Source organism: Streptomyces tagetis (genome assembly GCF_018069565.1).
Taxonomy (GTDB): Bacteria; Actinomycetota; Actinomycetes; order Streptomycetales; family Streptomycetaceae; genus Streptomyces; species Streptomyces tagetis.
Genome location: NZ_JAGPNL010000004.1, coordinates 442,103 through 465,597, shown reverse-complemented (window position 1 = coordinate 465,597; position 23,495 = coordinate 442,103). Strand labels below are relative to the sequence as shown.

Annotated in this window: 15 protein-coding genes; 10 read left to right on the top strand and 5 right to left on the bottom strand. The window is 74.4% G+C overall.

Features of this window, described 5'->3' with window-relative positions; translation table 11 throughout:
- Positions 1-31: 31 nt before the first annotated feature.
- Both J5Y05_RS17775 and J5Y05_RS17770 read right to left on the bottom strand, forming a co-directional pair.
- Positions 32-1,579 (bottom strand): alpha/beta hydrolase, encoded by a 1,548-nt coding sequence (locus tag J5Y05_RS17775; RefSeq protein WP_210873531.1) that lies wholly within the window; start codon positions 1,577-1,579, stop codon positions 32-34.
- Positions 1,580-1,730: 151 nt separating this feature from the next.
- Positions 1,731-4,559: a lysylphosphatidylglycerol synthase transmembrane domain-containing protein gene (locus tag J5Y05_RS17770; RefSeq protein ID WP_210873529.1), complete on the bottom strand. Its 2,829-nt coding sequence runs from the start codon at positions 4,557-4,559 to the stop codon at positions 1,731-1,733.
- Between the two features lie 185 nt (positions 4,560-4,744).
- On the opposite strand from J5Y05_RS17770, the gene J5Y05_RS17765 reads away from it, so the two are divergent.
- The 5 genes from J5Y05_RS17765 to nudC all read left to right on the top strand — a co-directional run bounded on the left by J5Y05_RS17765 (position 4,745) and on the right by nudC (position 15,440).
- Positions 4,745-5,116, top strand: coding sequence for an MGMT family protein (locus J5Y05_RS17765; protein ID WP_307853967.1), 372 nt, complete (start codon positions 4,745-4,747; stop codon positions 5,114-5,116).
- Positions 5,117-5,382: 266 nt separating this feature from the next.
- On the top strand, positions 5,383-9,129 hold the full coding sequence (locus J5Y05_RS17760; RefSeq protein WP_210873525.1) for an ATP-dependent helicase: 3,747 nt from the start codon (positions 5,383-5,385) through the stop codon (positions 9,127-9,129).
- A gap of 179 nt (positions 9,130-9,308) precedes the next feature.
- Entirely contained in the window at positions 9,309-12,914 is a 3,606-nt protein-coding gene (locus tag J5Y05_RS17755; protein ID WP_210873523.1) for an ATP-dependent helicase, read from the top strand.
- 10 nt (positions 12,915-12,924) lie between these two features.
- The gene (locus J5Y05_RS17750) at positions 12,925-14,328 is read left to right on the top strand and encodes a dipeptidase (protein ID WP_210873521.1); all 1,404 of its coding nucleotides are present in this window, start codon (positions 12,925-12,927) and stop codon (positions 14,326-14,328) included.
- Positions 14,329-14,495: 167 nt separating this feature from the next.
- A complete protein-coding gene (gene nudC, locus J5Y05_RS17745) occupies positions 14,496-15,440 on the top strand; it encodes an NAD(+) diphosphatase (protein WP_210873519.1) in 945 nt (314 codons plus the stop codon).
- A gap of 95 nt (positions 15,441-15,535) precedes the next feature.
- Here the strand turns inward: nudC and J5Y05_RS17740 are convergent, their stop codons facing one another.
- The gene (locus tag J5Y05_RS17740) at positions 15,536-15,793 is read right to left on the bottom strand and encodes a mycoredoxin (RefSeq protein ID WP_030419118.1); all 258 of its coding nucleotides are present in this window, start codon (positions 15,791-15,793) and stop codon (positions 15,536-15,538) included.
- A gap of 310 nt (positions 15,794-16,103) precedes the next feature.
- Between J5Y05_RS17740 and J5Y05_RS17735 the strand changes: the two genes are divergently transcribed.
- The 4 genes from J5Y05_RS17735 (at position 16,104) to J5Y05_RS17720 (ending at position 19,638) form a co-directional block, all read left to right on the top strand.
- Positions 16,104-18,305 carry an ATP-dependent DNA helicase UvrD2 gene (locus J5Y05_RS17735; RefSeq protein WP_307853966.1) on the top strand — a complete coding sequence of 734 codons (2,202 nt, stop codon included), beginning with the start codon at positions 16,104-16,106 and terminating at the stop codon, positions 18,303-18,305.
- A 166-nt stretch (positions 18,306-18,471) separates the two neighbouring features.
- Positions 18,472-18,783: a hypothetical protein gene (locus J5Y05_RS17730; RefSeq protein ID WP_210873517.1), complete on the top strand. Its 312-nt coding sequence runs from the start codon at positions 18,472-18,474 to the stop codon at positions 18,781-18,783.
- Positions 18,784-18,949: 166 nt separating this feature from the next.
- Positions 18,950-19,318, top strand: a complete 369-nt coding sequence (locus tag J5Y05_RS17725; protein ID WP_210873515.1) for a WhiB family transcriptional regulator — start codon at positions 18,950-18,952, stop codon at positions 19,316-19,318.
- On the top strand, positions 19,315-19,638 hold the full coding sequence (locus J5Y05_RS17720) for a putative WhiB-interacting protein (RefSeq protein ID WP_210873513.1): 324 nt from the start codon (positions 19,315-19,317) through the stop codon (positions 19,636-19,638). The genes J5Y05_RS17725 and J5Y05_RS17720 overlap by 4 nt, the downstream gene beginning before the upstream one ends.
- A 108-nt stretch (positions 19,639-19,746) precedes the next feature.
- Here J5Y05_RS17720 and J5Y05_RS17715 read toward each other — a convergent pair whose 3' ends face one another.
- Positions 19,747-21,123: an ABC1 kinase family protein gene (locus tag J5Y05_RS17715; RefSeq protein WP_210873511.1), complete on the bottom strand. Its 1,377-nt coding sequence runs from the start codon at positions 21,121-21,123 to the stop codon at positions 19,747-19,749.
- Positions 21,116-22,432, bottom strand: a complete 1,317-nt coding sequence (locus J5Y05_RS17710) for a TOMM precursor leader peptide-binding protein (protein WP_210873509.1) — start codon at positions 22,430-22,432, stop codon at positions 21,116-21,118. The genes J5Y05_RS17715 and J5Y05_RS17710 overlap by 8 nt, the downstream gene beginning before the upstream one ends.
- Positions 22,433-22,828: 396 nt before the next feature.
- Here J5Y05_RS17710 and J5Y05_RS17705 point away from each other — a divergent pair, with 396 nt between their 5' ends.
- On the top strand, positions 22,829-23,425 hold the full coding sequence (locus tag J5Y05_RS17705) for a M48 metallopeptidase family protein (protein WP_210873507.1): 597 nt from the start codon (positions 22,829-22,831) through the stop codon (positions 23,423-23,425).
- Positions 23,426-23,495: the final 70 nt, after the last annotated feature.

Genomic DNA, 23,495 nt, shown 5'->3' with positions numbered 1-23,495 from the left:
CGCTCTGACCTGCTGTTTCGATGGTTTTTGATCAGGTGCAGACGGTGCCGGCGGCCGGGGTCTCGCCCTCGAGCAGATAGCCGTGCACGGCGTCGCGCACGCACCGGTTCCCGCTGTCGTAGGCGCCGTGCCCCTGGCCCTTGTAGGTGAGTTCGACGCCGACGCCCCGGCCGAGCGCCTTCGCCATCTTCGCCGCGCCCTCGTACGGGGTGGCCGGGTCGCCCGTGTTGCCGATGACCAGGATCGGCGGCGCTCCGGGCGCGCTGACGTCGGGGTGGTCGGCGGCCCCCGCCACCGGCCAGTCGGTGCAGCCGAGCAGGCCCCAGGCCAGGTAGTCGCCGAACACCGGGGACGCCGCGCGGAACCGGGGCAGCAGCCGCTCCACGTCCGCCGTGTCGTACCGGGGTTTGTCGTCGGCGCAGTTGATGGAGATGTTGGCCGCGGTGGCGTTGCTGTACTCGCCGTTCTCGCCGCGTCCGTTCATGGCGTCGGACAGGGCCATGAGGATGCTGCCGTCGCCGTCGTACGCCTGCTCCAGGCCCTCGGTGAGGTACTGCCAGAAGTCCTTCGAGTAGAGGGACTGCGCGATGCCCCCGGTGGCGGCGGTCTGGGTCAGCTCCCGGGGCGGGATGCCCGGGAGGGGACGGGCGTCCAGGTCCTTGAGCAGCCGCACGATGCGGTCCTCGACGTCCTGGGCGCTGTCGCCGAGGGGGCAGTCCTCGGTGGTGGAGACGCAGTTCCGCGCGAACTGGCCGAGCGCGAGCTGGAAGCCGCGGGCCTGCCCGAGCGAGCCCTCCTCCTCGGTCTGCGCCGGATCGACGACCGCGTCGAAGACGGCGCGGCCGACCTTCGTGGGGAACAGGTGGGCGTAGACACCGCCGAGTTCGGTGCCGTAGGAGATGCCGAAGTAGTGGAGCCTGTCGTCGCCGAGGACCTGGCGCATCAGGTCCATGTCGCGGGCCGCGTCGGTGGTGGCCACGTTCGGCAGCATCCGGCCGGAGTTCTTCTCGCAGGCCGCGTTGAACCTCTTGGTGCTGTCCAGCAACGCGGTGCGCTCGGCGGCGTCGTCGGGGGTCGCGTCCTGCTGGAAGTAGGCGTCGAGCTGCCGGTCGTTCTCGCAGCGCACGGGCGCGCTGCGGCCGACCCCGCGCGGATCGAAGCTGACGAGGTCGTAGCGGGTGCGGAGCTGCTCGTAGTCGGCGCCGAAGGCGGGCAGGGTGGTGACACCCGAGCCGCCGGGGCCGCCGAAGTTGAAGACGAGGGAGCCGATGCGCCGGTCGGCGGGGCCGCTGGACCGGGCCCGGATCAGCGCGAGGCCGATGGTGTCGCCCCGGGGGTGGTCCCAGTCGAGCGGCGCCCTCATCGTGGCGCACTGCCAGGCGCCGCCGTCCGGCAGCGGGGAGGGCGCGGGGCCACCCCCTTCGGCCGGGGAGGGGGCCGGGCACGCCTTCCAGTCGAGCTTCTGGGCCGTCGGGTCGCCGTGGGCAGGCGGATCGTCGGCGCAGCCCGCGAGCGAGGAGGCCAGCAGGACGGCGCCGGCGGTGAGGGCGGCGGCGCGCAGCCGGGAGGGGATCGGCATGTCCCCATCGTGCGGTCGCGCGGACGGGCCCGCTCGGGGCGGGAGTCCGTACGGGGGAGGCCGTACGAGTGCGGTACGCGCGCGGGGCGGGGGCCGACGCGCGGGGCGGGGCGGGTACGCGCGCGGGGCACCGGTTCCGCCCGGCACCGGGCTACAGGGCCTGCTTGCGGGAGAGGTGGTTGAAGGCCAGCCAGCCCGGGAGCACCGGCAGCCACAGCGTGAGCAGCCGGAACAGCAGCACCGCCGGCGCCGCCACCTCCTTGGGCAGTCCGACCGCGATGAGACCCACCGTCAGCGTCGCCTCGACCGCGCCCACACCGCCCGGCGTCGGCGCGGCGGAACCGAGCGCGTTGCCCGCGAGGAAGACCACGGCGACGCTCGCCAGGCTGATCGACGACGACTCGTCGCCGAAGGCCCGGATCGAGGCGTCCAGGCACATCACGAAGCACGCGGTGAGCAGCAGCATGCCGCCGATGCCGGTGACCAGCTTCTGCGGACGCTGGAGCACGTCCAGCATGCGCGGCACGACCCCGGCGAAGAGCGACCGCACGCGCGTGACGACGAATTTCCGCAGGAAGGGCACCGACGTCACCACGAGGACGAGCACCGCCACCGTCAACAGCCCGGCGATGACCGTCCGGGAGGGTGACAGCGACGGCGTTTTCTCGGTGCCGGTCAGATAGCCGAAGGAGAGCAGCATCAGGATGTGGCAGCCCAGTCCGAAGAGCTGCGACGCGCCGACACTCGCCACCGCGAGCCCGGGACGCACCCCGGCGCGTTGCAGGAACCGTGTGTTCAGCGCGACCCCGCCGACCGCCGCCGGGGCGACGATCTTCACGAACGACCCGGCCACCTGCGCCGCCACCGTCCGCACGAACGGCACCCGCTCGGGAACGAACCCCAGGAGGGCCATCGCGGCGGCGAAATAGGTGGCCGCCGAGAAGAGCACGGCCGCCGCGACCCACCCCCACTGGGCGTTCTCGATCAGCGCGCCGAACTCGATGTGGGTGAGCTGCGTCAGCAGGAAGTACGCGCCGATCGCGCCCGCGATGAAGCTGATCAGCGTGCGCGGACGCACCCGTTCCAGCCGGGCCGGCTCCACGGGCGCCTGGGGCCGGATACGGAGCACCGCGTGCCGGATCTGCGTCAGCAGGTCTTCCTCGCGCGCCCCGTCCATCGCCTCGTCCAGCGCCCGCTTCTCGGCCCGCTGCTCGGCGCGGACGGCCTTCTTGTCCGGCTTCCCGGTCGCGGCGGCCTCGTCGCCGGCCGCCTCCGTGCGGGCCAGCTTGGCCTGCCGGGACGCCTCCAGCACGGCTTCCCGCTCGCGCTCGGAGCGCTCCCTGGCCAGTCGGCGCAGCGTCGCGCGGGTGGAGCGGCTGAGGGCGATCGGCTGGAGCATCGGCAGGCAGTCCGCGACCGCGTCCGGGCCGAGGACGCCCACCGCGGAGGCGACCGCGCGTTCGGCGCCGACCCGCAGCCCGAGCGTCACGAGGAGCTGCGAGATGTCCATGCGCAGCAGCAGATCGCCCGCCGCGATCTCGCCGATGCGCAGATCGGTGATGATCACCGTGCCGGAACGATCCACCAGGATCGCGTCCCCCACCAGCCTGCGGTGGGCGATGCGCCGGGACTGGAGGGCGCGGACCTGTTCCCAGGTGTCGCGCAGCAGACCGTCGGTGATCTCCTCGTCCGGCAGCGAGTCGAGGGTGCGCCCGCCGGTGTGCTCGTAGACCAGCATCACCGCGTCGGGGCCCAGTTCGGACGTGGCGATCAGCTTGGGCGCGTTGGCGCCGGCCGCGATGGCCGCGTAGGCGAGCAGCGCCTCCTGCTCCAGGGCCTGCCGCAGGGACGGCAGGCTGCTGCGGGTGGCGAAGCCGCGCAGCGTCAGGTTGCGCCACGCCCGGTAGAAGAAGCCCTGTGCCTGTTGTTCCCGGTCCACCACCGTGACGTCCAGGGGACGGCCGTCCTCCAGGGTGACGAAATACCGCCGGCCGCGGTCCCCGGTCTCGGTGCTGTCCGCGGGCATCTCCTCGCGGGCGGCGGTCACCGGGTGGAAGCCGACGGTGCGCAGGCCCGCCATCAGGGTGCGCCCGGTGGGGCGGATGTTGGGGGAGCCGACCGCGTACAGCGTCCCGTAGGCCACGGTCCAGCCGATGAGGATCGTCAGGATGATCGAGAACGGGGTGGTGTAGCCCGTGACCAGCATCGAGAAGGCGTCCAGGAGCAGCACGATCCACAGCACCGCGCGCCAGCGGGGTCTGCGGGACATGCCGACGGCCGTCATGTAGGCGATCACGGGCGCCAGATAGCCGTGGACGGGATCGGTGAGCGCGTGCATGTCGCCCGGGGAGGGCTGCGTCAGCGCCTCCTGGATGGAGCCCGGGGCCCCCTTGGCGACCCACAGGTCGGTGGCGAGCGTCACCCCGTGCGCGAGGACCGCCGCGAGGACGCCGTCGGCGATGCGCAGCCCGTCGCGTTTGATCAGCCGCTCGATGGCGAAGGCGACGGGCACCAGGAGGATCGCGATGCTGGAGGCCAGACCCGCGATCTTGATGAGCAGGTCGGGTGCCTGGCCGGTGCCCTTGTTGATGTCCTGTTCGAGCCCGGAGGTGGTGCCGTGCGCGAAGGCGGCGACGGCGAGGAGCACGCCGACGGCGAGCACGCCCACCAGGAGCCGCATCAGGTCGGAGGGACGGTGCACGCGCGCGGGGAGCAGCGGTTCGTCACCCTCGACCTCGTCGATGTGGGTCACGTCTTCCGGGTCGGCGGCGGTAGCCGAACGGTGCCCGGCCGCGGGTTCGCCGGATCTCCCGGCCTTCCCCGCCCTTCCCCGGGCGTTCGGGCCGTTCGCGCCGTCCTCGACGTGAGCGCCGCTCGTGCCGCTCCCGCCCCGCGTGGCATCCGGGCCGGCGGTGTCCGGGCGTGGCGAGGCGTCAGCGGTGCCGTCGGCTCCCTCGGAGTGCGCACCCTGCTGTTTCATCGCCTCTTCTTGCTCTCGTATCACCGGTCACCGCCCGCACGATGGTGGCATGCCGCCTCGGCGTCCGGGCGCATCAGGGTGCCCGCGCGGGCGGCACAGTCTGCCCGAAGCCCCGCGTCCGGGGGAGGGAGACGGGCCGCCGGGAGCACCCCGGGTTGTCGGTGGGGTGGGGCAGGATGGGCCGGGTGAGCGAGCAGAGCCTTCCGGACGACGCCCCCGCGCTGCCCGAGTACGCCGAGCGGGTGCTCGACGTCGCCGAGCTGATCCCGCCGGGCCGCGTCATGACCTACGGGGACGTCGCCGAGTGGCTTCAGGAGGGAGGCCCCCGGCAGGTCGGGCGCGTGATGTCCCTCTACGGGGGAGGCGTGCCGTGGTGGCGCGTGGTCCGCGCCGACGGTGTCCTGCTCGCCGGCCACGAACGCGACGCCCTCGCCCACTACCGGGCGGAGGGCACCCCCCTGAGGGAGGCCGGCCCGGCGACGCGGGCCCGCATGCCGCGTCTCGACCTGAGACGGGCGCGGTGGGACGGGGGCGAGCACGCGCAGGGTCACACCTGACAGCTTCCGCCATCCGGCGGGCCGTGGTGGGGCCGGTGATCCGTACGAGGGAAACGGGGCACATCGGGCACGTCCGTGGCATGACGTACGTTCGTGGGGCGAGAGGCACGTGCGCCCGGAGCGACCCGGGGGATGAAGGGGAAGCCCTGCTTCCGCCCGGTCCGTCGGCGTAGCGTCGGCCGCGCGCGTGCCGCTCATCCCCGGGCCACCGCCGCACCCTCGGGACGGACGGCCCACCAGCACACCCACCAGGACCGGCGAACCACGTGAGCTCCTCTTCCTCCACCCGACAGCCGTCGCACCCCCAGGCGCGACGGGGGAGCCGTGGCGCCTACCGACTGGTTCGTACCCCTCCGGAGCGCAGGGACCCCCCTCGTCTGGACGCGGCCCAGCGCGCCGTGGTTGACCACCGTGGCGGGCCGCTGCTCGTTCTCGCCGGGCCCGGCACCGGCAAGACGACCACCCTCGTCGAGTCCGTCGCCGACCGGATCGCCCGGGGCGGCGACCCCGAACGCGTCCTGGTGCTGACCTTCAGCCGCAAGGCGGCGGTGGAACTGCGCGACCGGATGGCGTTGCGCATCGGGGCCGCGCGCGCCCCCCGGGCGACCACTTTTCACTCCTTCGGCTACGCCCTCGTCCGTTCCCACCAGGACAGCGATCTGTTCGCCGAGCCGCTGCGGCTGCTCTCCGGACCCGAGCAGGACGTGACCGTGCGCGAGCTGCTGGCCGGCCAGCGCGACCTGGAACGGCTCGGCCTCGCGCACGTGCGCTGGCCCGACGACCTGCGCGCCTGCCTGACCACGCGCGGGTTCGCCGACGAGGTGCGCGCGGTCCTCGCCCGCAGTCGCGAGCTGGGCCTCGCGCCGGACGCGCTGGCGGCCTTCGCCCGGAGCATCGGCCGCCCCGACTGGCACGCCGCCGCCGCCTTCCTCGCCGAGTACCTGGACGTGCTCGACCTCCAGGGCGTGCTCGACTACGCCGAACTGGTCCACCGCGCGGTGCTCCTCGCCCGCCGTCCCGAGGTCGCAGCCCGGCTGGCCGCCTGCTACGACGCGGTCTACGTCGACGAGTACCAGGACACCGACCCGGCCCAGGTGCGGCTGCTGCGCGCCCTGGCCGGCGGCGGACGCACCCTGGTCGCCTTCGGCGACCCCGACCAGTCGATCTACGCGTTCCGGGGCGCGGACGTCAACGGCATCCTGGAGTTCCCGCACGCCTTCCCGCGCGCGGACGGCCGTCCGGCGCCCGTCGAGGTCCTGCGCACCGCCCGCCGCTCCGGGGCCGGACTGCTCACCGCCACCCGGCTGCTCACCCAGCGGATGCCGCTGAACCGGCTCCCCGCCGACAAGGCGCGGGCCCACCGCGAGCTGACCCCGGTACGGGACGGCGGGCGCGTCGAGGTGTACACGTACCCGACGCCCGGTACGGAGCTGGACAACATCGCCGACATCCTGCGCCGCGCCCACCTGGAGGACGGTGTGCCGTGGAGCCGCATGGCGGTGCTGGTGCGCGCCGGCGGCCGGTCCATCCCGGCCGTCCGCCGTGCCCTCACCGCGGCCGGGGTGCCCCTGGACATCGACGGCGACGATCTGCCCCTGCGCCACGAACCGGCGGTGGCACCGCTGCTGACGGCCCTGCGGGCGGTGGCCGCGGCCGAGGCGGCGCGTTCCGGGGGTGGGCCGGGGTCCCGGGCCGGGGGAGTGGAGGACGGCGACACGCGCGGGGCGGATTCCGGCGGCACCGGGGGCGACACGCCCGAGGGCGGGAACGGCGACACGGGGGACGCCGAGCCCCCGGCCGACGCGCGTGTCGACGGCGGGGAGCGGTCGGGGCGGTCCGGGCGCGTCGCGGACCTCACGCTGCCTGAGCGGACCGTGTCCGAGCAGCCCGTATGCGAGCAGTCTGAGTCTGAGCAGTCTGAGTCTGAGCGGCCCGCATCCCACGAGTCCCACGAGTCCCACGAGTCCTCCGAGTCCCCCGAGCCCTCCGAGCCCGGCGACGGGCCGGGACACCCGGGGGCCGACGACGGCGGACCCGCCGAGCACGAGGACGACCCCGAGCGGGCCGAGCCCCCCGGGCCGGGCAACGACGCCGAGCGGGCCGAGCCCGCCGGGCAGGCCGACTGCTGGCTCGGCACCGAGACCGCGCTCACCCTGCTCACCTCCCCGCTCGCCGGCATGGACGCCGCCGACCTGCGCCGACTGGGCCGCGCCCTGCGCGAGGAGGAGCGCGCCGCAGGCAACGCCTTCCCCCCGCCCTCCGACGTCCTGCTCGCCCGCGCCCTGGCCGAGCCCGAGCGGCTCGCCGTGCACGACCCGGCGTACGCGCGCGGCGCCCAGCGGCTCGGCGCACTCCTCCGCAAGGCCCGGGAGCGGCTGGCGGGCGGCGGCAGCGCCGAGGAGGCCCTGTGGGACCTGTGGGACGGCACGCCCTGGCCCGGACGCCTGGAGCGGGCCTCCCGCAGGGGAGGCGCGGCGGGCCGCAACGCCGACCGTGACCTCGACGCCGTCTGCGCCCTCTTCGCGACCGCCGCCCGCGCGGAGGAGCGCACCGGCGGCCGGGGCGCGCTGAACTTCCTGGCGGAGATCGACGCCGAGGACATCGCCGCCGACACGCTCACCCGGCGTGCCGTACGCCCGGAAGCGGTCCGCCTGATGACCGCGCACCGCGCGAAGGGCCTGGAGTGGAGCCTCGTCGTCGTCGCCGGCGTCCAAGAAGGGCTCTGGCCGGACCTGCGCCGCCGCGGCTCCCTGCTGGAGGCCGACCGGATCGGCCGCGACGGCCTCGCCGAACCCCTCACCCCGGGAGCGCTGCTAGCCGAGGAACGCCGCCTGTTCTACGTGGCCGCCACGCGCGCGCGAGAACGCCTCGTCGTGACCGCCGTGAAGGCCCCGGCCGACGACGGCGACCAGCCCTCCCGCTTCCTGACCGAACTCGGCGTCACCCCGCACGACGTGACCGGACGCCCCCGGCGGCCCCTCGCGGTCGCCGCGCTCGTCGCCGAACTGCGCGCCACCACGGTCGACCCGCGTGTCTCCGAACCGCTGCGGCAGGCCGCCGCCCACCGCCTGGCCCGCCTCGCCGCCGTCGCCGACGAGGACGGACGCCCCCTGGTGCCGGCGGCCCACCCCCACCGCTGGTGGGGCATGTGGGACCCGACCGAGAGCAGGGTGCCGCTGCGCGACCGCGACCGGCCCGTCGCCCTCTCCGGCAGCGCCCTCGACCAACTGGCCAACACCTGCGCCCTCCAGTGGTTCCTCGGCCGCGAGGTGAAGGCCGACGCGCCCGCCACCGCCGCCCAGGGCTTCGGCAACGTGGTGCACGTCCTCGCCGACGAGGTCGCCTCCGGGCACACCGCCGCCGACCTCGACGTCCTCATGGAGCGCCTGGACTCGGTGTGGAACGCGCTCGCCTTCGACGCGCCGTGGAAGTCGGCGCAGGAGAAGGCCAACGCGCGCGTGGCGCTCGAACGCTTCCTGCGCTGGCACGTGCTGGACCGGACCGGACGCACCCCGGTGGCGAGCGAGCACGACTTCGACGTGACCCTCGGCGCCGGAGAGTACGAGGTGCGCATCCGGGGCCAGATGGACCGGGTCGAGGCGGACGGCGACGGCCGCGCCTACGTCGTCGACTTCAAGACGGGCAAACAGGCCCCCACCGCCGCCGAGGTGGCCCGCCACCCCCAGCTCGCCGTCTACCAGCTCGCCGTCCGCGAGGGCGCCGTCGACGAGGTCTTCGACGGAGTACGCCCCGAGCCGGGCGGCGCGGAACTCGTCCAGCTCCGGCAGGGCGCGGCCCGCAAGGACGGCGGCGAGACGCTGCCCAAGGTGCAGGGACAGGAACCGCTCGACGCGAGCGGGGACGGGGACGGCTGGGTCGGCGACCTGCTGGCCACGGCGGCCGGCAAGGTCCTGGACGAGCGGTTCACCCCCACCGAGGGACAGCACTGCACGCACTGTTCCTTCCGAGCCTCGTGCAGCGCCCGCCCGGAGGGACGGCACGTCGTGGACTAGGTGTACCGACCACGGGCGCCACCGGGAGCTGCCGTGCGCGCCCGGCCGGCCCGGCGCGGGCCGCCGCGCATCGGGCGCCGAGCACCGGGCGTCGCGCACCGGGCCCCGCGCACCGGGCGCCCGGCGTCCGGCGACCGCCCGTCCCGTCGTTGTCGGTGCCCGCGGATAGCCTCTGTGACATGCCCGCCCCCATCACCGATCCCGAGCAGCTCAAGGAGTTGCTCGGCATCCCCTTCACCCCGGAGCAGATGGCCTGCGTCGTCGCGCCGCCCGCCCCGCAGGTGATCGTGGCCGGGGCCGGTTCGGGCAAGACGACGGTGATGGCCGCCCGCGTCGTGTGGCTGGTCGGCACCGGACAGGTCGCCCCGGAACAGGTGCTCGGACTCACCTTCACCAACAAGGCCGCCGGCGAACTCGCCGAACGCGTCCGCAAGGCGCTCGTCCGGGCCGGCGTCACCGACCCCGACGTGATCGACCCGGACCATCCACCGGGCGAGCCGGTCATCTCCACGTACCACGCCTTCGCGGGCCGCCTGCTCACCGACCACGGGCTGCGCCTCGGGCTCGAACCCAGCTCCCGCCTGCTCGCCGACGCCACCCGCTACCAGCTCGCCGCCCGGGTCCTGCGCGAGGCCCCCGGTCCGTACCCGGCCCTCACCCGCTCCTTCGCCGACCTCGTCGCCGACCTCCTCGCGCTCGACGCCGAACTCTCCGAACACCTGGTCCGCCCCGAGGACCTGCGCGACTGGGACGCCGTCCTCCTGGACACCCTCCGGGACACCAAGCTCACCAACGCCGACCTGCGCAAGGTCCCCGAGGCCGCCGCGGCCCGCCGGGAACTCGCCGACCTCGTCATCCGCTACCGGGACGCCAAACGCGAACGCGACCTCCTCGACTTCGGCGACCAGATCGCCCTGTCCGCGCGGCTCGCCGGACTCGCCGAGGTCGGCCGGGTGCTGCGCGAGGAGTTCCGGGTGGTGCTGCTCGACGAGTACCAGGACACCTCGGTCGCCCAGCGCATCCTGCTGGCGGGCCTGTTCGGCGGCGGCACCGGCCACCCCGTGACCGCCGTCGGCGACCCCTGCCAGGCGATCTACGGCTGGCGCGGCGCCTCCGTCGCCAACCTCGACGACTTCCCCGAGCACTTCGCCCACGCCGACGGCCGCCCCGCCACCCGCCAGGCGCTCAGCGAGAACCGCCGCAGCGGCGGGCGCCTCCTCGACCTCGCCAACGGCCTCGCCGCACCCCTGCGCGCCATGCACGCGGGCGTTGAGGCCCTCCGGCCCGCCCCCGGCGCCGAACGGGACGGCGTGGTCCGCTGCGCCCTCCTGCACACCCACGCCGAGGAGATCGACTGGATCGCGGACTCCGTCGCCCACCACGTCCGCACCGGCACCCCGCCGGGGGAGATCGCCGTCCTGTGCCGCACCGCGACCGACTTCGCCGAGATCCAGGGCGCCCTGGTCGCGCGCGACGTCCCCGTGGAGGTCGTCGGCCTCTCCGGGCTGCTGCACCTGCCCGAGGTGGCCGACCTCGTCGCCGTCTGCGAAGTCCTCCAGGACCCCGGTGCCAACGCCTCCCTGGTCCGGCTGCTCACCGGCCCGCGCTGGCGCATCGGCCCGCGCGACCTCGCCCTCCTGGGGCGGCGGGCCCGGTTCCTCGTGGCCCACGCGCGCGTGGACGGCGAGGACGACCCCGACCGCCGGCTCGCCGCGGCCGTCGAGGGCGTCGACCCGTCCGAGGTGATATCCCTCGCGGACGCCCTCGACACCTTCCTGGACACGCCGCTGGACGGCACCGGCGAGGACGGACTGCCCTTCTCGCCGGAGGCCCGCGTCCGGTTCGCCCGGCTCGCCGCCGAACTGCGCGATCTGCGCCGCGCGCTGGCCGACCCGCTGATGGACGTCCTGCACCGGGTCCTCGCCGTGACCGGCCTGGAGGTCGAGCTGTCCGCCTCCCCGCACGCGCTGGCCGCCCGCCGCCGCGAGACCCTGTCGAACTTCCTGGACGTCGCCGCCTCCTTCGCAGCGAGCGACGGGCAGGCCACCCTGCTCGCCTTCCTCGGCTTCCTGCGCACCGCCGCGCAGTACGAGAAGGGCCTCGACAACGCGCTGCCGGGCGGCGAGAACACCGTCAAGGTGCTCACCGCGCACAAGTCGAAGGGCCTGGAGTGGGACATCGTGGCCGTCCCCGGTCTGGTCAGCGGCACTTTCCCCAGCGGACAGGGCCGGGAGAAGTGGACCGCCCAGGGCAAGGTGCTGCCGCACGCGCTGCGCGGCGACGCCGACACGCTGCCGGACGTGGACGCCTTCGACGCCAAGGGGCTGAAGGGCTTCCACGCCGCGATGAAGGAGCACCAGCACACCGAGGAACTCCGCCTCGGCTACGTCACCTTCACCCGGCCCCGCTCCCTGCTGCTCGGCTCCGGCCACTGGTGGGGGCCCAGCCAGAAGAAGCCCCGCGGCCCCTCCGACTTCCTCCGGGCCCTGCACGACCACTGCGCCGCCGGGCACGGCGAGATCGAGGTGTGGGCGGACAAACCCGCCGAGGACGAGGAGAACCCGGCCCTGGGACGCACCGACGCCGACCAGGTCTGGCCGCTGCCCCTGGACGAGGCGGCCCTCGTCCGGCGCCGCGCCGCAGCCGGCACGGTCCTCGCCCACCTCGACGCCCTCGCCGCCGCCGAGACCGGCCGCCCGGCCGCCGTGCACGACCCCGACGCCCACGACACCCCGGACTGGCCCCCGCCCCCGGAGGACGAGGAGGAGGAAGAGGCCGAGGAACCGGCCCCACCGGCTCACGGCGAGTACGGCGAGTACGGCGATCACGGTGAGTACGACGATCGTGACGAGTACGGCGATCACGGCGAGTACGTCGACTACGAAGCACCCCGCGCCGAAGACGACCCCGCCGCCTGGGACTCCTGGAGCACCGCCCGCCCCGCCGCCCCGGCACCCGGCGACCGCCGCCCCACCGTCCCGCACCAGGCGACGGCCCCGCCGTCGGACGAGCCCCCCGAGGCTCCCCGCCCGGACGGGCCGGCCGACCCCCGGCTCACCCCGGAGGAGGCCCGCACCGTCGCCTCCTGGGACCGTGACCTCGACGCCCTCACCGGTGAGCTGCTGCGCGCCCGCCGCACGGTCACCGCCGTGCCCCTGCCCGCCTCCCTCACCGCCTCCGAGCTGCTGCGGCTGGCCGCCGACCCGGACGGCTTCGCCCAGGAGCTGGCCCGCCCCATGCCCCGCCCGCCCCAGCCCGCCGCCCGCCGAGGCACCCGCTTCCACGCCTGGATCGAGGCCCGCTTCGAGGCCCTGACCCTGCCCCTGCTGGAACCGGAGGACCTGCCCGGCAACGACGCCGAGATCGCCGACGAACAGGACCTGGCCTTCCTCAAGGACGCCTTCGAACGCACCGAGTACGCGCGCCGCACCCCCTACCGGGTCGAGGCGCCCTTCCAGCTCGCGCTCGCCGGACGGGTCGTGCGCGGCCGGATCGACGCCGTGTACAAGGAGGGCGACGGTCCCGGGGCGACGTACGAGATCGTCGACTGGAAGACCGGCCGCGAGGGCGGCGCGGACCCGCTCCAGCTCGCCGTCTACCGCCTCGCCTGGTCCGAGCAAGTGCGCGTCCCCCTGGAATCGGTCACGGCGGCCTTCCTCCACGTCCGCACCGGCGAGGTCGTACGCCCCGCCGCACTGCCCGACCGGCAGGCCCTGGAGGAGCTGCTGGCGCCCGAGCCGCCCGGTGACGAACCGCACGCCGGGGCCGCCCCCGGAGGCCGATAGGCTCGTGAGCATGAGCCAGACCCCGGACAGCGCCGTCCGCGCGTACATCGAAGAGCACCGTTCGCTCTTCCTCGACCGCCTCGCCGCATGGCTGCGCATCCCCTCCGTGTCGGCCCAGCCGCACCACGCGGGCGATGTACGCCGCAGCGCCGACTGGCTCGCCGCCGAGCTCCGGGACACCGGTTTCCCGGCCGTCGAGGTCTGGCCCACCGAGGGCGCCCCCGCCGTCTACGCCGAGTGGCCCTCCGACGACCCCGAGGCGCCCACCGTCCTCGTCTACGGCCACCACGACGTGCAGCCCGCCGCCCGCGAGGACGGCTGGAACAGCGAGCCCTTCGAGCCGGTCGTTCGCGGGAACCGCCTCTACGCGCGCGGGGCGGCCGACGACAAAGGACAGGTGTTCTTCCACACCCTCGGCGTCCGCGCCCACCTCGCCGCGACCGGCCGCACCGCCCCGGCCGTCAACCTCAAGCTGCTCGTCGAGGGCGAGGAGGAGTCCGGCTCGCCGCACTTCCGCGCGCTCGTCGAGCAGCGGGCCGAGCGGCTCGCCGCCGACGCCGTGATCGTCTCCGACACGGGCATGTGGTCCGAGGACACCCCCACGGTCTGCACCGGCATGCGCGGCCTCGCCGAGTGCGAGATCCGGCTGTACGGACCCGACCAGGACATCCACTCCGGCTCCTTCGGCGGCGCGGTCCCCAACCCCGCCACGGCCGCCGCCCGCCTCGTCGCCGCCCTGCACGACGAGCACGCGCGCGTGGCGGTCCCCGGCTTCTACGACGGCGTGATCGAGCTGACCGACCGCGAACGCGAACTCTTCGCCGAGCTGCCCTTCGACGAGGAGGAGTGGCTGCGCACCGCCGCGTCGCGCGCCACCCACGGCGAGGCCGACCACACCACCCTGGAACGCGTCTGGGCCCGCCCCACCGCCGAGGTCAACGGCATCGGAGGCGGCTACCAGGGGCCGGGCAACAAGACGATCATCCCCTCCTCCGCCCTGGTGAAGCTCTCCTTCCGGCTGGTCGCGGGCCAGGACCCCGACCACGTCGAGAAGGCCGTCCGCGACTGGGCCGCCGGGCAGGTGCCCGCCGGCATCCGCTGCGAGATCGACTTCGGGGCGGCCACAAGGCCCTGCCTGACCCCGCTGGATCACCCGGCGCTGCGCTCCGTCGTCCGCGCCATGGAGCGCGCCTTCGGCACCCCGGTCCGCTTCACCCGCGAGGGCGGCTCCGGACCCGCCGCCGACCTCCAGGACGTGCTCGGGGCGCCGGTGCTCTTCCTCGGGGTCTCCGTCCCGTCCGACGGCTGGCACGCCCCGGACGAGAAGGTCGAACTGGACCTGCTCCTCAAGGGCGCCGAGACCTCCGCCTATCTGTGGAGCGACCTGGCCGAGCACTGGCGGTCCGCGCCCTGAACGGCTCAGGCCGCCCACCGGGGCCGGGGTCCCCGGTGGCCCGCCCGCGCGGCACACTGGAGGGCGGCCCCGCCACCGCGCCCGCCCGGACCCGGTCCACCACCGCCGTACGACCGCCGAACCGCCTGCCGAACCCAACCGTTGCCCCGGGGGAGTTGGAAGCACCCGTGACCACCTGGACCGACCACACCGCCGACCGACCCATCTCGCTCACCGCCCCGAGCGGCATCGACCGCGCCGTGCACCACCGGCTCGACGAGGGGTGGCTCGCCGCGGCGTGGAGTCACCCCACGACCCGCTGCTTCGTGGTCTCCGGCGGCCAGGTCCTCATCGACGAGACGCCGGACGGCCGCACCGAACTCGTCATGACCCCGTCCTTCGAGGCGCCGCTCACCGAGGCCCACCGCTACTTCCTGGGCACGGACGAGGACGGTGTCAGGTACTTCGCCCTGCAGAAGGACTCCCTGCCCGGCCGCATGGACCAGTCCGCCCGCCCGGCGGGGCTGCGCGAGGCCGGGCTGCTGCTCTCCCCGCACGACGCGGGCCTGATGGTCCACGCGGTCGCCCTGGAGAACTGGCAGCGGCTGCACCGTTTCTGCTCCCGCTGCGGCGAGCGCACCGTCATCGCCGCGGCGGGGCACATCCGCCGCTGCCCCGCCTGCGGCGCCGAGCACTACCCGCGCACCGACCCCGCCGTGATCATGGCGGTCACCGACGAGGACGACCGCATCCTGCTCGGCCGCCAGGTGCACTGGCCCGAGGGGCGCTTCTCGACGCTCGCCGGTTTCGTCGAGCCCGGTGAGTCCGTCGAGCAGTCGGTGCGCCGCGAGGTGCACGAGGAGGTCGGCATCACCGTCGGCCCGGTCGAGTACGTCGCCAGCCAGCCCTGGCCCTTCCCGTCCAGCCTCATGCTGGGCTTCATGGCGCGTGCCGTCTCCGCCGAGATCGAGGTCGACGGGGACGAGATCCACGAGGCCCGCTGGTTCTCCCGCGACGACCTGAGCGCCGCCTTCGCGTCCGGCGAGGTGCTGCCGCCCTACGGCATCTCGATCGCCGCCCGCCTGATCGAGCTGTGGTACGGCAAGCCCCTGCCGACCCGCAGCTTCGTGTAGACGCCCCCGGACGCGGCCCGGCCGGGCCGGACGCCCCCGGAAACAGCGCGGCCCCCTCCGGTACGTGACCGGAGGGGGCGCCGCGCGCGGGAGCGTCAGATCGCCAGGGCCTGCTTCACCTGGGCGAGGCTCGGGTTGGTCATGACGACCTCGTCGCCACCCGTGGAGGGGACCACCCGGAGCGTCGGCACCGTCTGGTTGCCCCCGTTCGCCTTCTCGACGAACGCGGCGGACTCCGGGTCGTGCTCGATGTTGATCTCGGTGTAGGCGATGCCCTCCCGGTCCATCTGGCTCTTCAGCCGACGGCAGTAGCCACACCACGTGGTGCTGTACATCGTCACAGTGCCCGGCATGTCTCTCGTGCTCCTTCGTCGGGTCGGCGGTTGCGTGCTCGCAGAGAGTGAACGTACGGCACGGCGCCGCCATTCCCGCGAGCGGTACGGGCCCGGCGGGAGGGCGGAGGGGCCTCGCAGGCCGGTCCGTGGGAGAGGGCCGAGGGGGAAGGCCAGTGGGAAAGGGCCGCGGAGCAAGTGCTGCGGGACAGGGCCGAGGGGCAGGGGCCCGTGGGAAGGACGGCAGGTCGTGGCCCTGCCGGTACGACCATCGGACCGTGCCTGTGGACAACCGGCGCACCCGTCCCACCCGACCTGGCAGCATGGCCGTGTGACAGCAGCAACGCACTCCACCCTCTTCCCGCAGGCACCGGACTCTGCCGACGCGGTGCTCGAAGGGCTCGACCCCGAACAGCGCGCCGTCGCCACGTCGCTGCGCGGTCCGGTGTGCGTGCTGGCGGGCGCCGGCACCGGCAAGACCCGGGCGATCACCCACCGCATCGCCTACGGGGTGCGCGCCGGCATCCTCCAGCCCTCCAGCGTGCTCGCCGTCACCTTCACCAACCGGGCCGCCGGGGAGATGCGCGGCCGGCTGCGCCAGCTCGGCGCCGCCGGCGTCCAGGCCCGCACCTTCCACTCGGCGGCCCTGCGCCAGCTCCAGTACTTCTGGCCGAAGGCGATCGGCGGCTCCCTGCCCCGGCTCGTCGACCGCAAGATCCAGCTCGTCGCCGACGCCGCCGCGGCCTGCCGCATCCGCCTCGACCGCGGTGAGCTGCGCGACGCCACCGCCGAGATCGAATGGTCCAAGGTCACCCAGACCGTCCCCGCCGACTACGTCCTCGCGGCGGCCAAGGCCGGTCGCGTGACCCCCCGCGACCCGGCGGAGACCGCCCAGCTCTACGCGGCCTACGAGGAGCTCAAGCGCGGCCGGGGCGTCATCGACTTCGAGGACGTGCTGCTGCTGACCGTGGCCGTCCTCCAGGACCGGCACGACGTCGCCGAGCAGGTCCGCTCCCAGTACCAGCACTTCGTCGTCGACGAGTACCAGGACGTCAGCCCCCTCCAGCAGCGCCTGCTGGAGCTGTGGCTCGGCGACCGCGACGACCTGTGCGTGGTCGGCGACGCCAGCCAGACCATCTACTCCTTCACCGGAGCCACCCCGGACCACCTGCTCGACTTCCGCAGCCGCCACCCCGGCGCCACCGTCGTCAAACTGGTCCGCGACTACCGCTCCACCCCCCAGGTCGTCCACCTCGCCAACGGACTGCTCGCCCAGGCCCACGGACGGGCCGCCGACCACCGTCTGGAACTGGTCTCCCAGCGCCCCCCGGGCCCCGAGCCCGCCTTCACCGAGTACGCCGACGAGCCCGCCGAGGCCGAGGGCACCGCCCGCCGCATCCGCGAACTCGTCGACGCCGGGGTCGCGCCCGCCGAGATCGCGGTCCTCTTCCGCACCAACTCCCAGTCCGAGACCTACGAACAGGCCCTCGCCGACGCCGGCGTGCCCTACCAGCTCCGGGGCGCCGAGCGGTTCTTCGACCGGCCCGAGGTGCGCAAGGCGGGCATCGCCCTGCGCGGCGCGGCCCGCTTCGGCGGCAACGACTCCCTCCTCGACGACGCCGTCGACCTGCCCTCCCAGGTGCGCGCCGTGCTGTCGGGGGAGGGGTGGACGCCCGAGCCCCCCGCCGGGTCCGGCGCGGTCCGGGAACGCTGGGAGTCGCTGGCCGCCCTGGTCCACCTCGCCCGGGACTTCGCCGCCGCCCGGCCCGGCGCCACCCTGGGCGACCTCGTCGCCGAGCTGGACGAGCGGGCCGGCGCCCAGCACGCCCCCACCGTCCAGGGCGTCACCCTCGCCTCCCTGCACTCCGCCAAGGGACTGGAGTGGGACGTCGTCTTCCTCGTGGGCGTCGCCGAGGGCATGATGCCGATCAGCTACGCCAAGACGGACGAGCAGATCGAGGAGGAGCGCCGCCTCCTCTACGTCGGGGTCACCCGCGCCCGGCAGATACTGCATCTCTCCTGGGCGCTCGCCCGCTCGCCCGGCGGACGGGCGAGCCGCCGCCCGAGCCGGTTCCTCAAGGGACTGCGCCCCGGCACGGCCACGGCGGGCGACCGCACCCCGGCCGGCGGCGGCTCGGGCGGAGTGGAGCGCGGCCACCGGACGGGCACCGTGGCCGAGGTGCCACGGCGCAGACAGCGGACACCGGCCCGCTGCCGGGTCTGCGGGCGCTCGCTCACCGACGCCGGCGAGATGAAGCTGATGCGCTGCGAGGACTGCCCCACCGACATGGACGAGGGCGTCTACGAGCGGCTGCGCGCCTGGCGCCAGATCCAGGCGGAGCGCAGCGGCCAGCCGGCGTTCTGCGTCTTCACCGACAAGACGCTGATGGCGATCGCCGAGTCCGTCCCGGACGACGAACGCGACCTGGCCCGGATTCCCGGAGTCGGAGCCCGCAAGCTGCAGCGTTACGGCGCCGACGTGCTGTCGATCTGCGCGGGCCGTGAGGTCGCCGGAGCGGACGGAGAGGACTGAGTCCAACTCGACGCGAAAATAGTTTGCGCATGCCCCGGGAATCCCCATAGGTTCTTGGTCACGGAGAAACGGTGGCCTTCCCGGAGGCCCTGTGCCCGTGTTGTACTTGTGTATCCGCGGACTGCTTCACCCCAGTCCCCCGAGACGCCGAGAGGAGGCGAGCCCAGTGATCAGCATCAACACCAGCACCATCGCCAAAATGGCCGATTGCCAGGCCGTCTCCCTGCGCGTGAGCGACGTCTCCCACCGGGGCACCGGTCTGTCCGGCATCGCCGTGCGCCCGGTCTCCCCCGTCGTGCTTTCGGGCCTCCCTGTCCGCGAGCGTGACGAGCGACCGACCACGGCGCTGGAAGCGGCTGAGGTGGCACAGGCCCAGGTCTATGCCTTCGCGGCGACCGGTGCCGGATTCCGCAAGCAGACGACGAACCACCAGATGTGGGCCTTCCGTGGGCCAGACCCCTGGAGTGATCCAGCCTGATTCGATCAGGCCGGCGCCTTCAGGGCCGCGGAACCCCACCCGGGAACCGCGGCCCTTCTGTTTTCCCCGGACAAGGAGAGCAGCACGAAGGAGCCTCGGGACAACAGAACCCGGTACCCCGCCACCCGGCCGACCGGCCGGAACGACCAGACGAGGAAGACCGACCGTGCAACTCGAAGCGCACGCCCCGTCCGTACCGCCTTCCGAAGCGATCCCCAAGCCCGGCCTCTCTAAGGACCCCATCTTGACCCCGCTCACCGCGCTGACCGCGCTCGACGACGCCATCGAGAACCTCGGCGTGCCCGTGCCCTGCCGTTCCTATGACCCCGAGGTCTTCTTCGCGGAGTCCCCGGCGGACGTGGAGTACGCCAAGTCCCTCTGCCGCACCTGCCCGTTGGTCGAGGCATGCCTCGCCGGCGCCAAGGAGCGGCGCGAGCCGTGGGGCGTCTGGGGCGGCGAGCTGTTCGTCCAGGGAGTCGTCGTCGCCCGGAAGCGGCCTCGTGGCCGCCCGCGCAAGAACCCGGTCACGGCATGAACATCACCGGAACGATCGACCGTCCCCTCACGCACGACCCCAAGAAGCAGGCCCCGATGAAGCCGTCGACCCCCGATCCCGCAGGCCCCGCGACCGAAGACATCACGACCAGCGGTGCGAAGGACTCGCGCCAGAACAGGACCCGCGAGATGCAACTCATCCCAGAAGCCCTCGCACGCGCGCATATGGACACGCGCCTGCGGGACGCCGAGCGGGAACGCCGGGCGCTGCGCCTGGCGACCGCCCGGCGGATGCAGCGCCGGGCCGAGCGCGCCTCGCTGCGTGCCCGGCGCGCGCTCGCCATGGCGGTCATGCAGTAACCGTCCCACCCGAAGCCGGTGCCCTCCCCGTGGCGGGAGGCGAGGCTCATCTCCCGGGGGCCGGTCCGTCCGAACGGACCGGCCCCCGCGGCGTGTCCGGGCCGGGCCTCAGACCTTCGCCGCGGGCTGCTCCGCCTCGTCGTCCGGGTCTTCCTCCGGAGCGAACCCGGTCAGCCACTCCTCCAGTTCGTCGCGCAGCCGCACCGTCGCGCCCAACTGGCACAGCACGCCGATGGTGCTCAGGGTCACCCGGTGGATCAGCAGGTAGGAGGGGGGCAGGTTGAGCTGCTTGGCGAGCTGGTAGGCGGGGGAGCGGGGGTCGGCGATGCGGGTGGCCTGCCCGCGCATCCAGCCGCGGGTGAACGTGAACGCGTCGGCGCGGGCCGGCTCGATGATCGGCAGCAGGTATTCGAGGACGGCGTCGGGGTCCAGCTCGATGGACTCCTTGACGAAGCCCTCCGCGCAGAGCCGCTCGTAGACCGCCTCGGCCTCGCCGTCCAGGGTCATCCGCAGGGACTCGCCGATGGGGGCGGGCAGTCCGCCCGGGAGCCGGTCGACCGTGCCGAAGTCGAGGACGCCGAGCCGCCAGTCGTCCTCCCCGAGCGGACCGCCGGGCAGCAGCCGGAAGTTGCCCGGGTGGGGGTCGGCGTGGAGCAGGCCGGTGCGGGCGGGGCCGGAGAAGAGGAAGTGGGCCAGGAGCTGTCCGGCCCGGTCGCGCTGCTCCTGCGTGCCGTCCGTGATGATCTCCGACAGGGGGACGCCGTCGATCCACTCGGTGATCAGGACCTGCTCGCACTGGTGGACCACGTCCGGGACGACGATGTCCGGATCGTCCGCGAACTCCTCGGCGTGGGATCGCTGGGCCTCGGCCTCCAGGTCGTAGTCGAGTTCCTCGGCGACGCGGTCCTTCAACTCCGTGATCAGCGGCTTGACGTCCATGCCGGGCATCAGGGGGCCCAGGAGCCGGGCGAAGCGGCTGAGCTGGTTCAGGTCCGACAGCAGGGCCTCGCCGGCGCCCGGGTACTGGACCTTGACCGCCACCTCGCGGCCGTCGTGCCAGATCGCCCGGTGCACCTGGCCGATCGAGGCCGCGGCGGCGGGCTTGTCCTCGAACTCCAGGAAGAGCCCGCGCCAGTCCTCGCCGAGCCGTTCCCCGAGCACCTTGTGCACCGTGCGGGTCGGCATCGGCGGTGCCGCCTCCTGCAGTTTGGTCAGCGCCGCCCGGTAGGGGCCAGCGACCTCCTCGGGCAGCGCGGACTCGAAGACGGACAGGGCCTGGCCGAACTTCATCGCGCCGCCCTTCAGCTCCCCGAGCACCTTGAAGAGCTGCTCCGCCGTGCGCTGCTGCAACTGCTGACCGACGATCTCCGCGGATTCGCCCACGATCCGCTTGCCGAGTCCCCAGGTCGCCCGCCCGGCGAAGCCGAGCGGGAGCGCGGCGAGCTTGGCGGTCCGGGTGACCGCCTTCCGGGGAAGATCAGACATGCGCCCTCCAAGTCCCAGCCGGCCGCGCCGTCCGTGCCACACGGCGTACTCTCGCCGACGGCCAGTGCTCCGTCATTGTCTCGCGCTCACCCCCCTCTTCGGAGGTGTGTTCCCGCTTACCTTTCCCGACGGGGCCGCGGCCGTGTCCCGCGGCCCCGATGTCGAGCCCTTCGGCCGCGCGGAATTCCCCGGCGGCGGTGCCGCCTTCCCCCGTCGCGCGGCTTGCCCCGGCGGCTCCGCACGGGCACGCCGGATGTCCGGGGACCGGGCGCGTCTGCCACTCAAGACCGGGCAGCGCGACCTCCCAGCGGGCACCGGCGCCGGACGGCGTCCGGCCGTCGAGGAAGGCCAGCGCGTGGGCCGCCGCCAGGCCGGCGACCGCGGTGGCCAGGGCGAGGTCGCAGGCCCGCACCTGCTGCTGCCCGCCCGAACGCCACTGGGCGACGAGCCGCGGCCAGAGCGGGTCCCGCTCCGCCCGGTCGGCCTGGAGGCACCCGGCGCAGCCCGTCTCCCCGGGCAGGACCAGCGGGCCGACGACACCCGTGCCCTCCACGACCCCCGCGTACAGGTGCGGGGTGCCCGAGGCCATGAGGGACGTGGCGCCGAGGGGATCGGGGGCGTGCACCGCGAGGTCGTCGCGCGGGGCGAGGACCACCAGGGAGAAGCCCGGCCCGTCGTCCTCGGGCGGCGTCGCGGTGCTCCGGCGTGGCGGCCGGGCGGGAGCCGCCCGGCGTACCGCCCGGCGGGCCGCCTCGTCCCGGCGGTCGCCGACCGCCTCGGCGGGCAGTCCGCCGGGGGCGACGTCCCACGGCTCGACGCAGCCGCCGTCGCGCACGTCGACCTCGCCGACGCCCGCGCCCGCCAGCACCGAGGCCAGCAGCGTCCCGACCCGGCCGGCGCCCCGTACGCGGACCCGCAGCGACGCGCGGGCGGCCAGGCGGTCGATCGCGTCGCCCGGCTCGGTCGTGGTCAGCGAGAGGGAGGCCAGGTCGGGGCGGAGGCGGTCGAGGACCTCGCCGCGCTCGCGCAGGGCATCGGCGGCCGGTCCGCCGCCCCGGGCGTCGTCGAGGAGGCCGGCCCGGGTCAGCCGCTCCAGCAGCCGGTCGACATGGCCGTCCGGCAGATCCATCCGGCGGCCCTCCTCGCGGAGCAGATCCGTCCCCCGGGTGCCGTTGAGCAGGTCGAGGAAACTGCCGGTCGCCCCGTCCAGCGGGCCGAGGGCCAGTGCGTGCGCCGGCGTCATGCCGAACTGCGCGGTGCTGAGGTCACGCCAGCCGCGCCTGAGCGCGGGCTTCACCATCGGATGCACAGCCGGTCCCCCGTGATCGTCGTATCTCCCCGCACAGGCGTGTGCGGCGATGGACATGCAGTTACGTCTCTGTCTCCGTGCGTCCGGCAGCGGTCCGGTCGTGACCGTGCCGGCGCATGCCAGCATGCCCGGACACGGTCGGCGGCGCGGAGAGTTGTCCACAGGTGGTGGGTGATGGTCGTACAAACATCCCGGAACGCGTCCCCCGCCGCCCTCGCCCCCGCCTCGGCCCCGCCTCGCCCCCGCTCACGCTCCGCCCCCGCCTCGCCCACGTCCCAACCCCGCCTCACCCGCCCCACCCGCCCCACCTGCCCGTCCCCGGCCCACCGTGCCGGATCGGGGGCGAACCGTGTGCGGAGCCGGGACTTCCCCGGGTGCAGCGGGTAACGTCGGGGCGTGTCCGCCGACCCACTGCACCGTGCCGGAACCTCCCGGCGCGCGCCGACGAATCCACCGCCGACCGGCCCGGAACCGGACGCCGTCGAGATCCGCAGGAGCACGCGCCGCCGCCGTACGGTCTCCGCCTACCGCGAGCGCGACCGCACCGTCGTGCTGATCCCCGCCCGGATGTCCGAGGCCGAGGAACGCCGCTGGGTACGGGTCATGCTCGACAAGCTGGCCGCCCAGGAGAGCCGGCGCGTCCTCGGCGACGCGGAGCTGGCCGAGCGCGCCGAGCGCCTGTCGGACCAGTACCTGGACGGCCGGGCGCGGCCCGCCTCCGTGCGCTGGGTCACCAACCAGAACACGCGCTGGGGCTCGTGCACCCCCGCCGAGGGGAGCATCCGCCTCTCGCACCGCCTCCAGGGGATGCCCGAGTACGTCGTCGACTACGTCCTCCTGCACGAGCTGGCGCACCTGCTCGTCCCCGGCCACGGACCCGGTTTCTGGCGGCTGCTGGAGGCGTACCCGCGCACCGAGCGCGCCCGGGGCTACCTGGAGGGGGTGGTGGCGGCCGACCGGCTTCCGCACCTCTCCGGAACGCGGGACGCGTAACCCGCGCCCGCGCGCGAGGAGGGCTCCGCGCCCCCACCGCGGCCTGTGCGGAACGTCCGGTCAGGGCTGT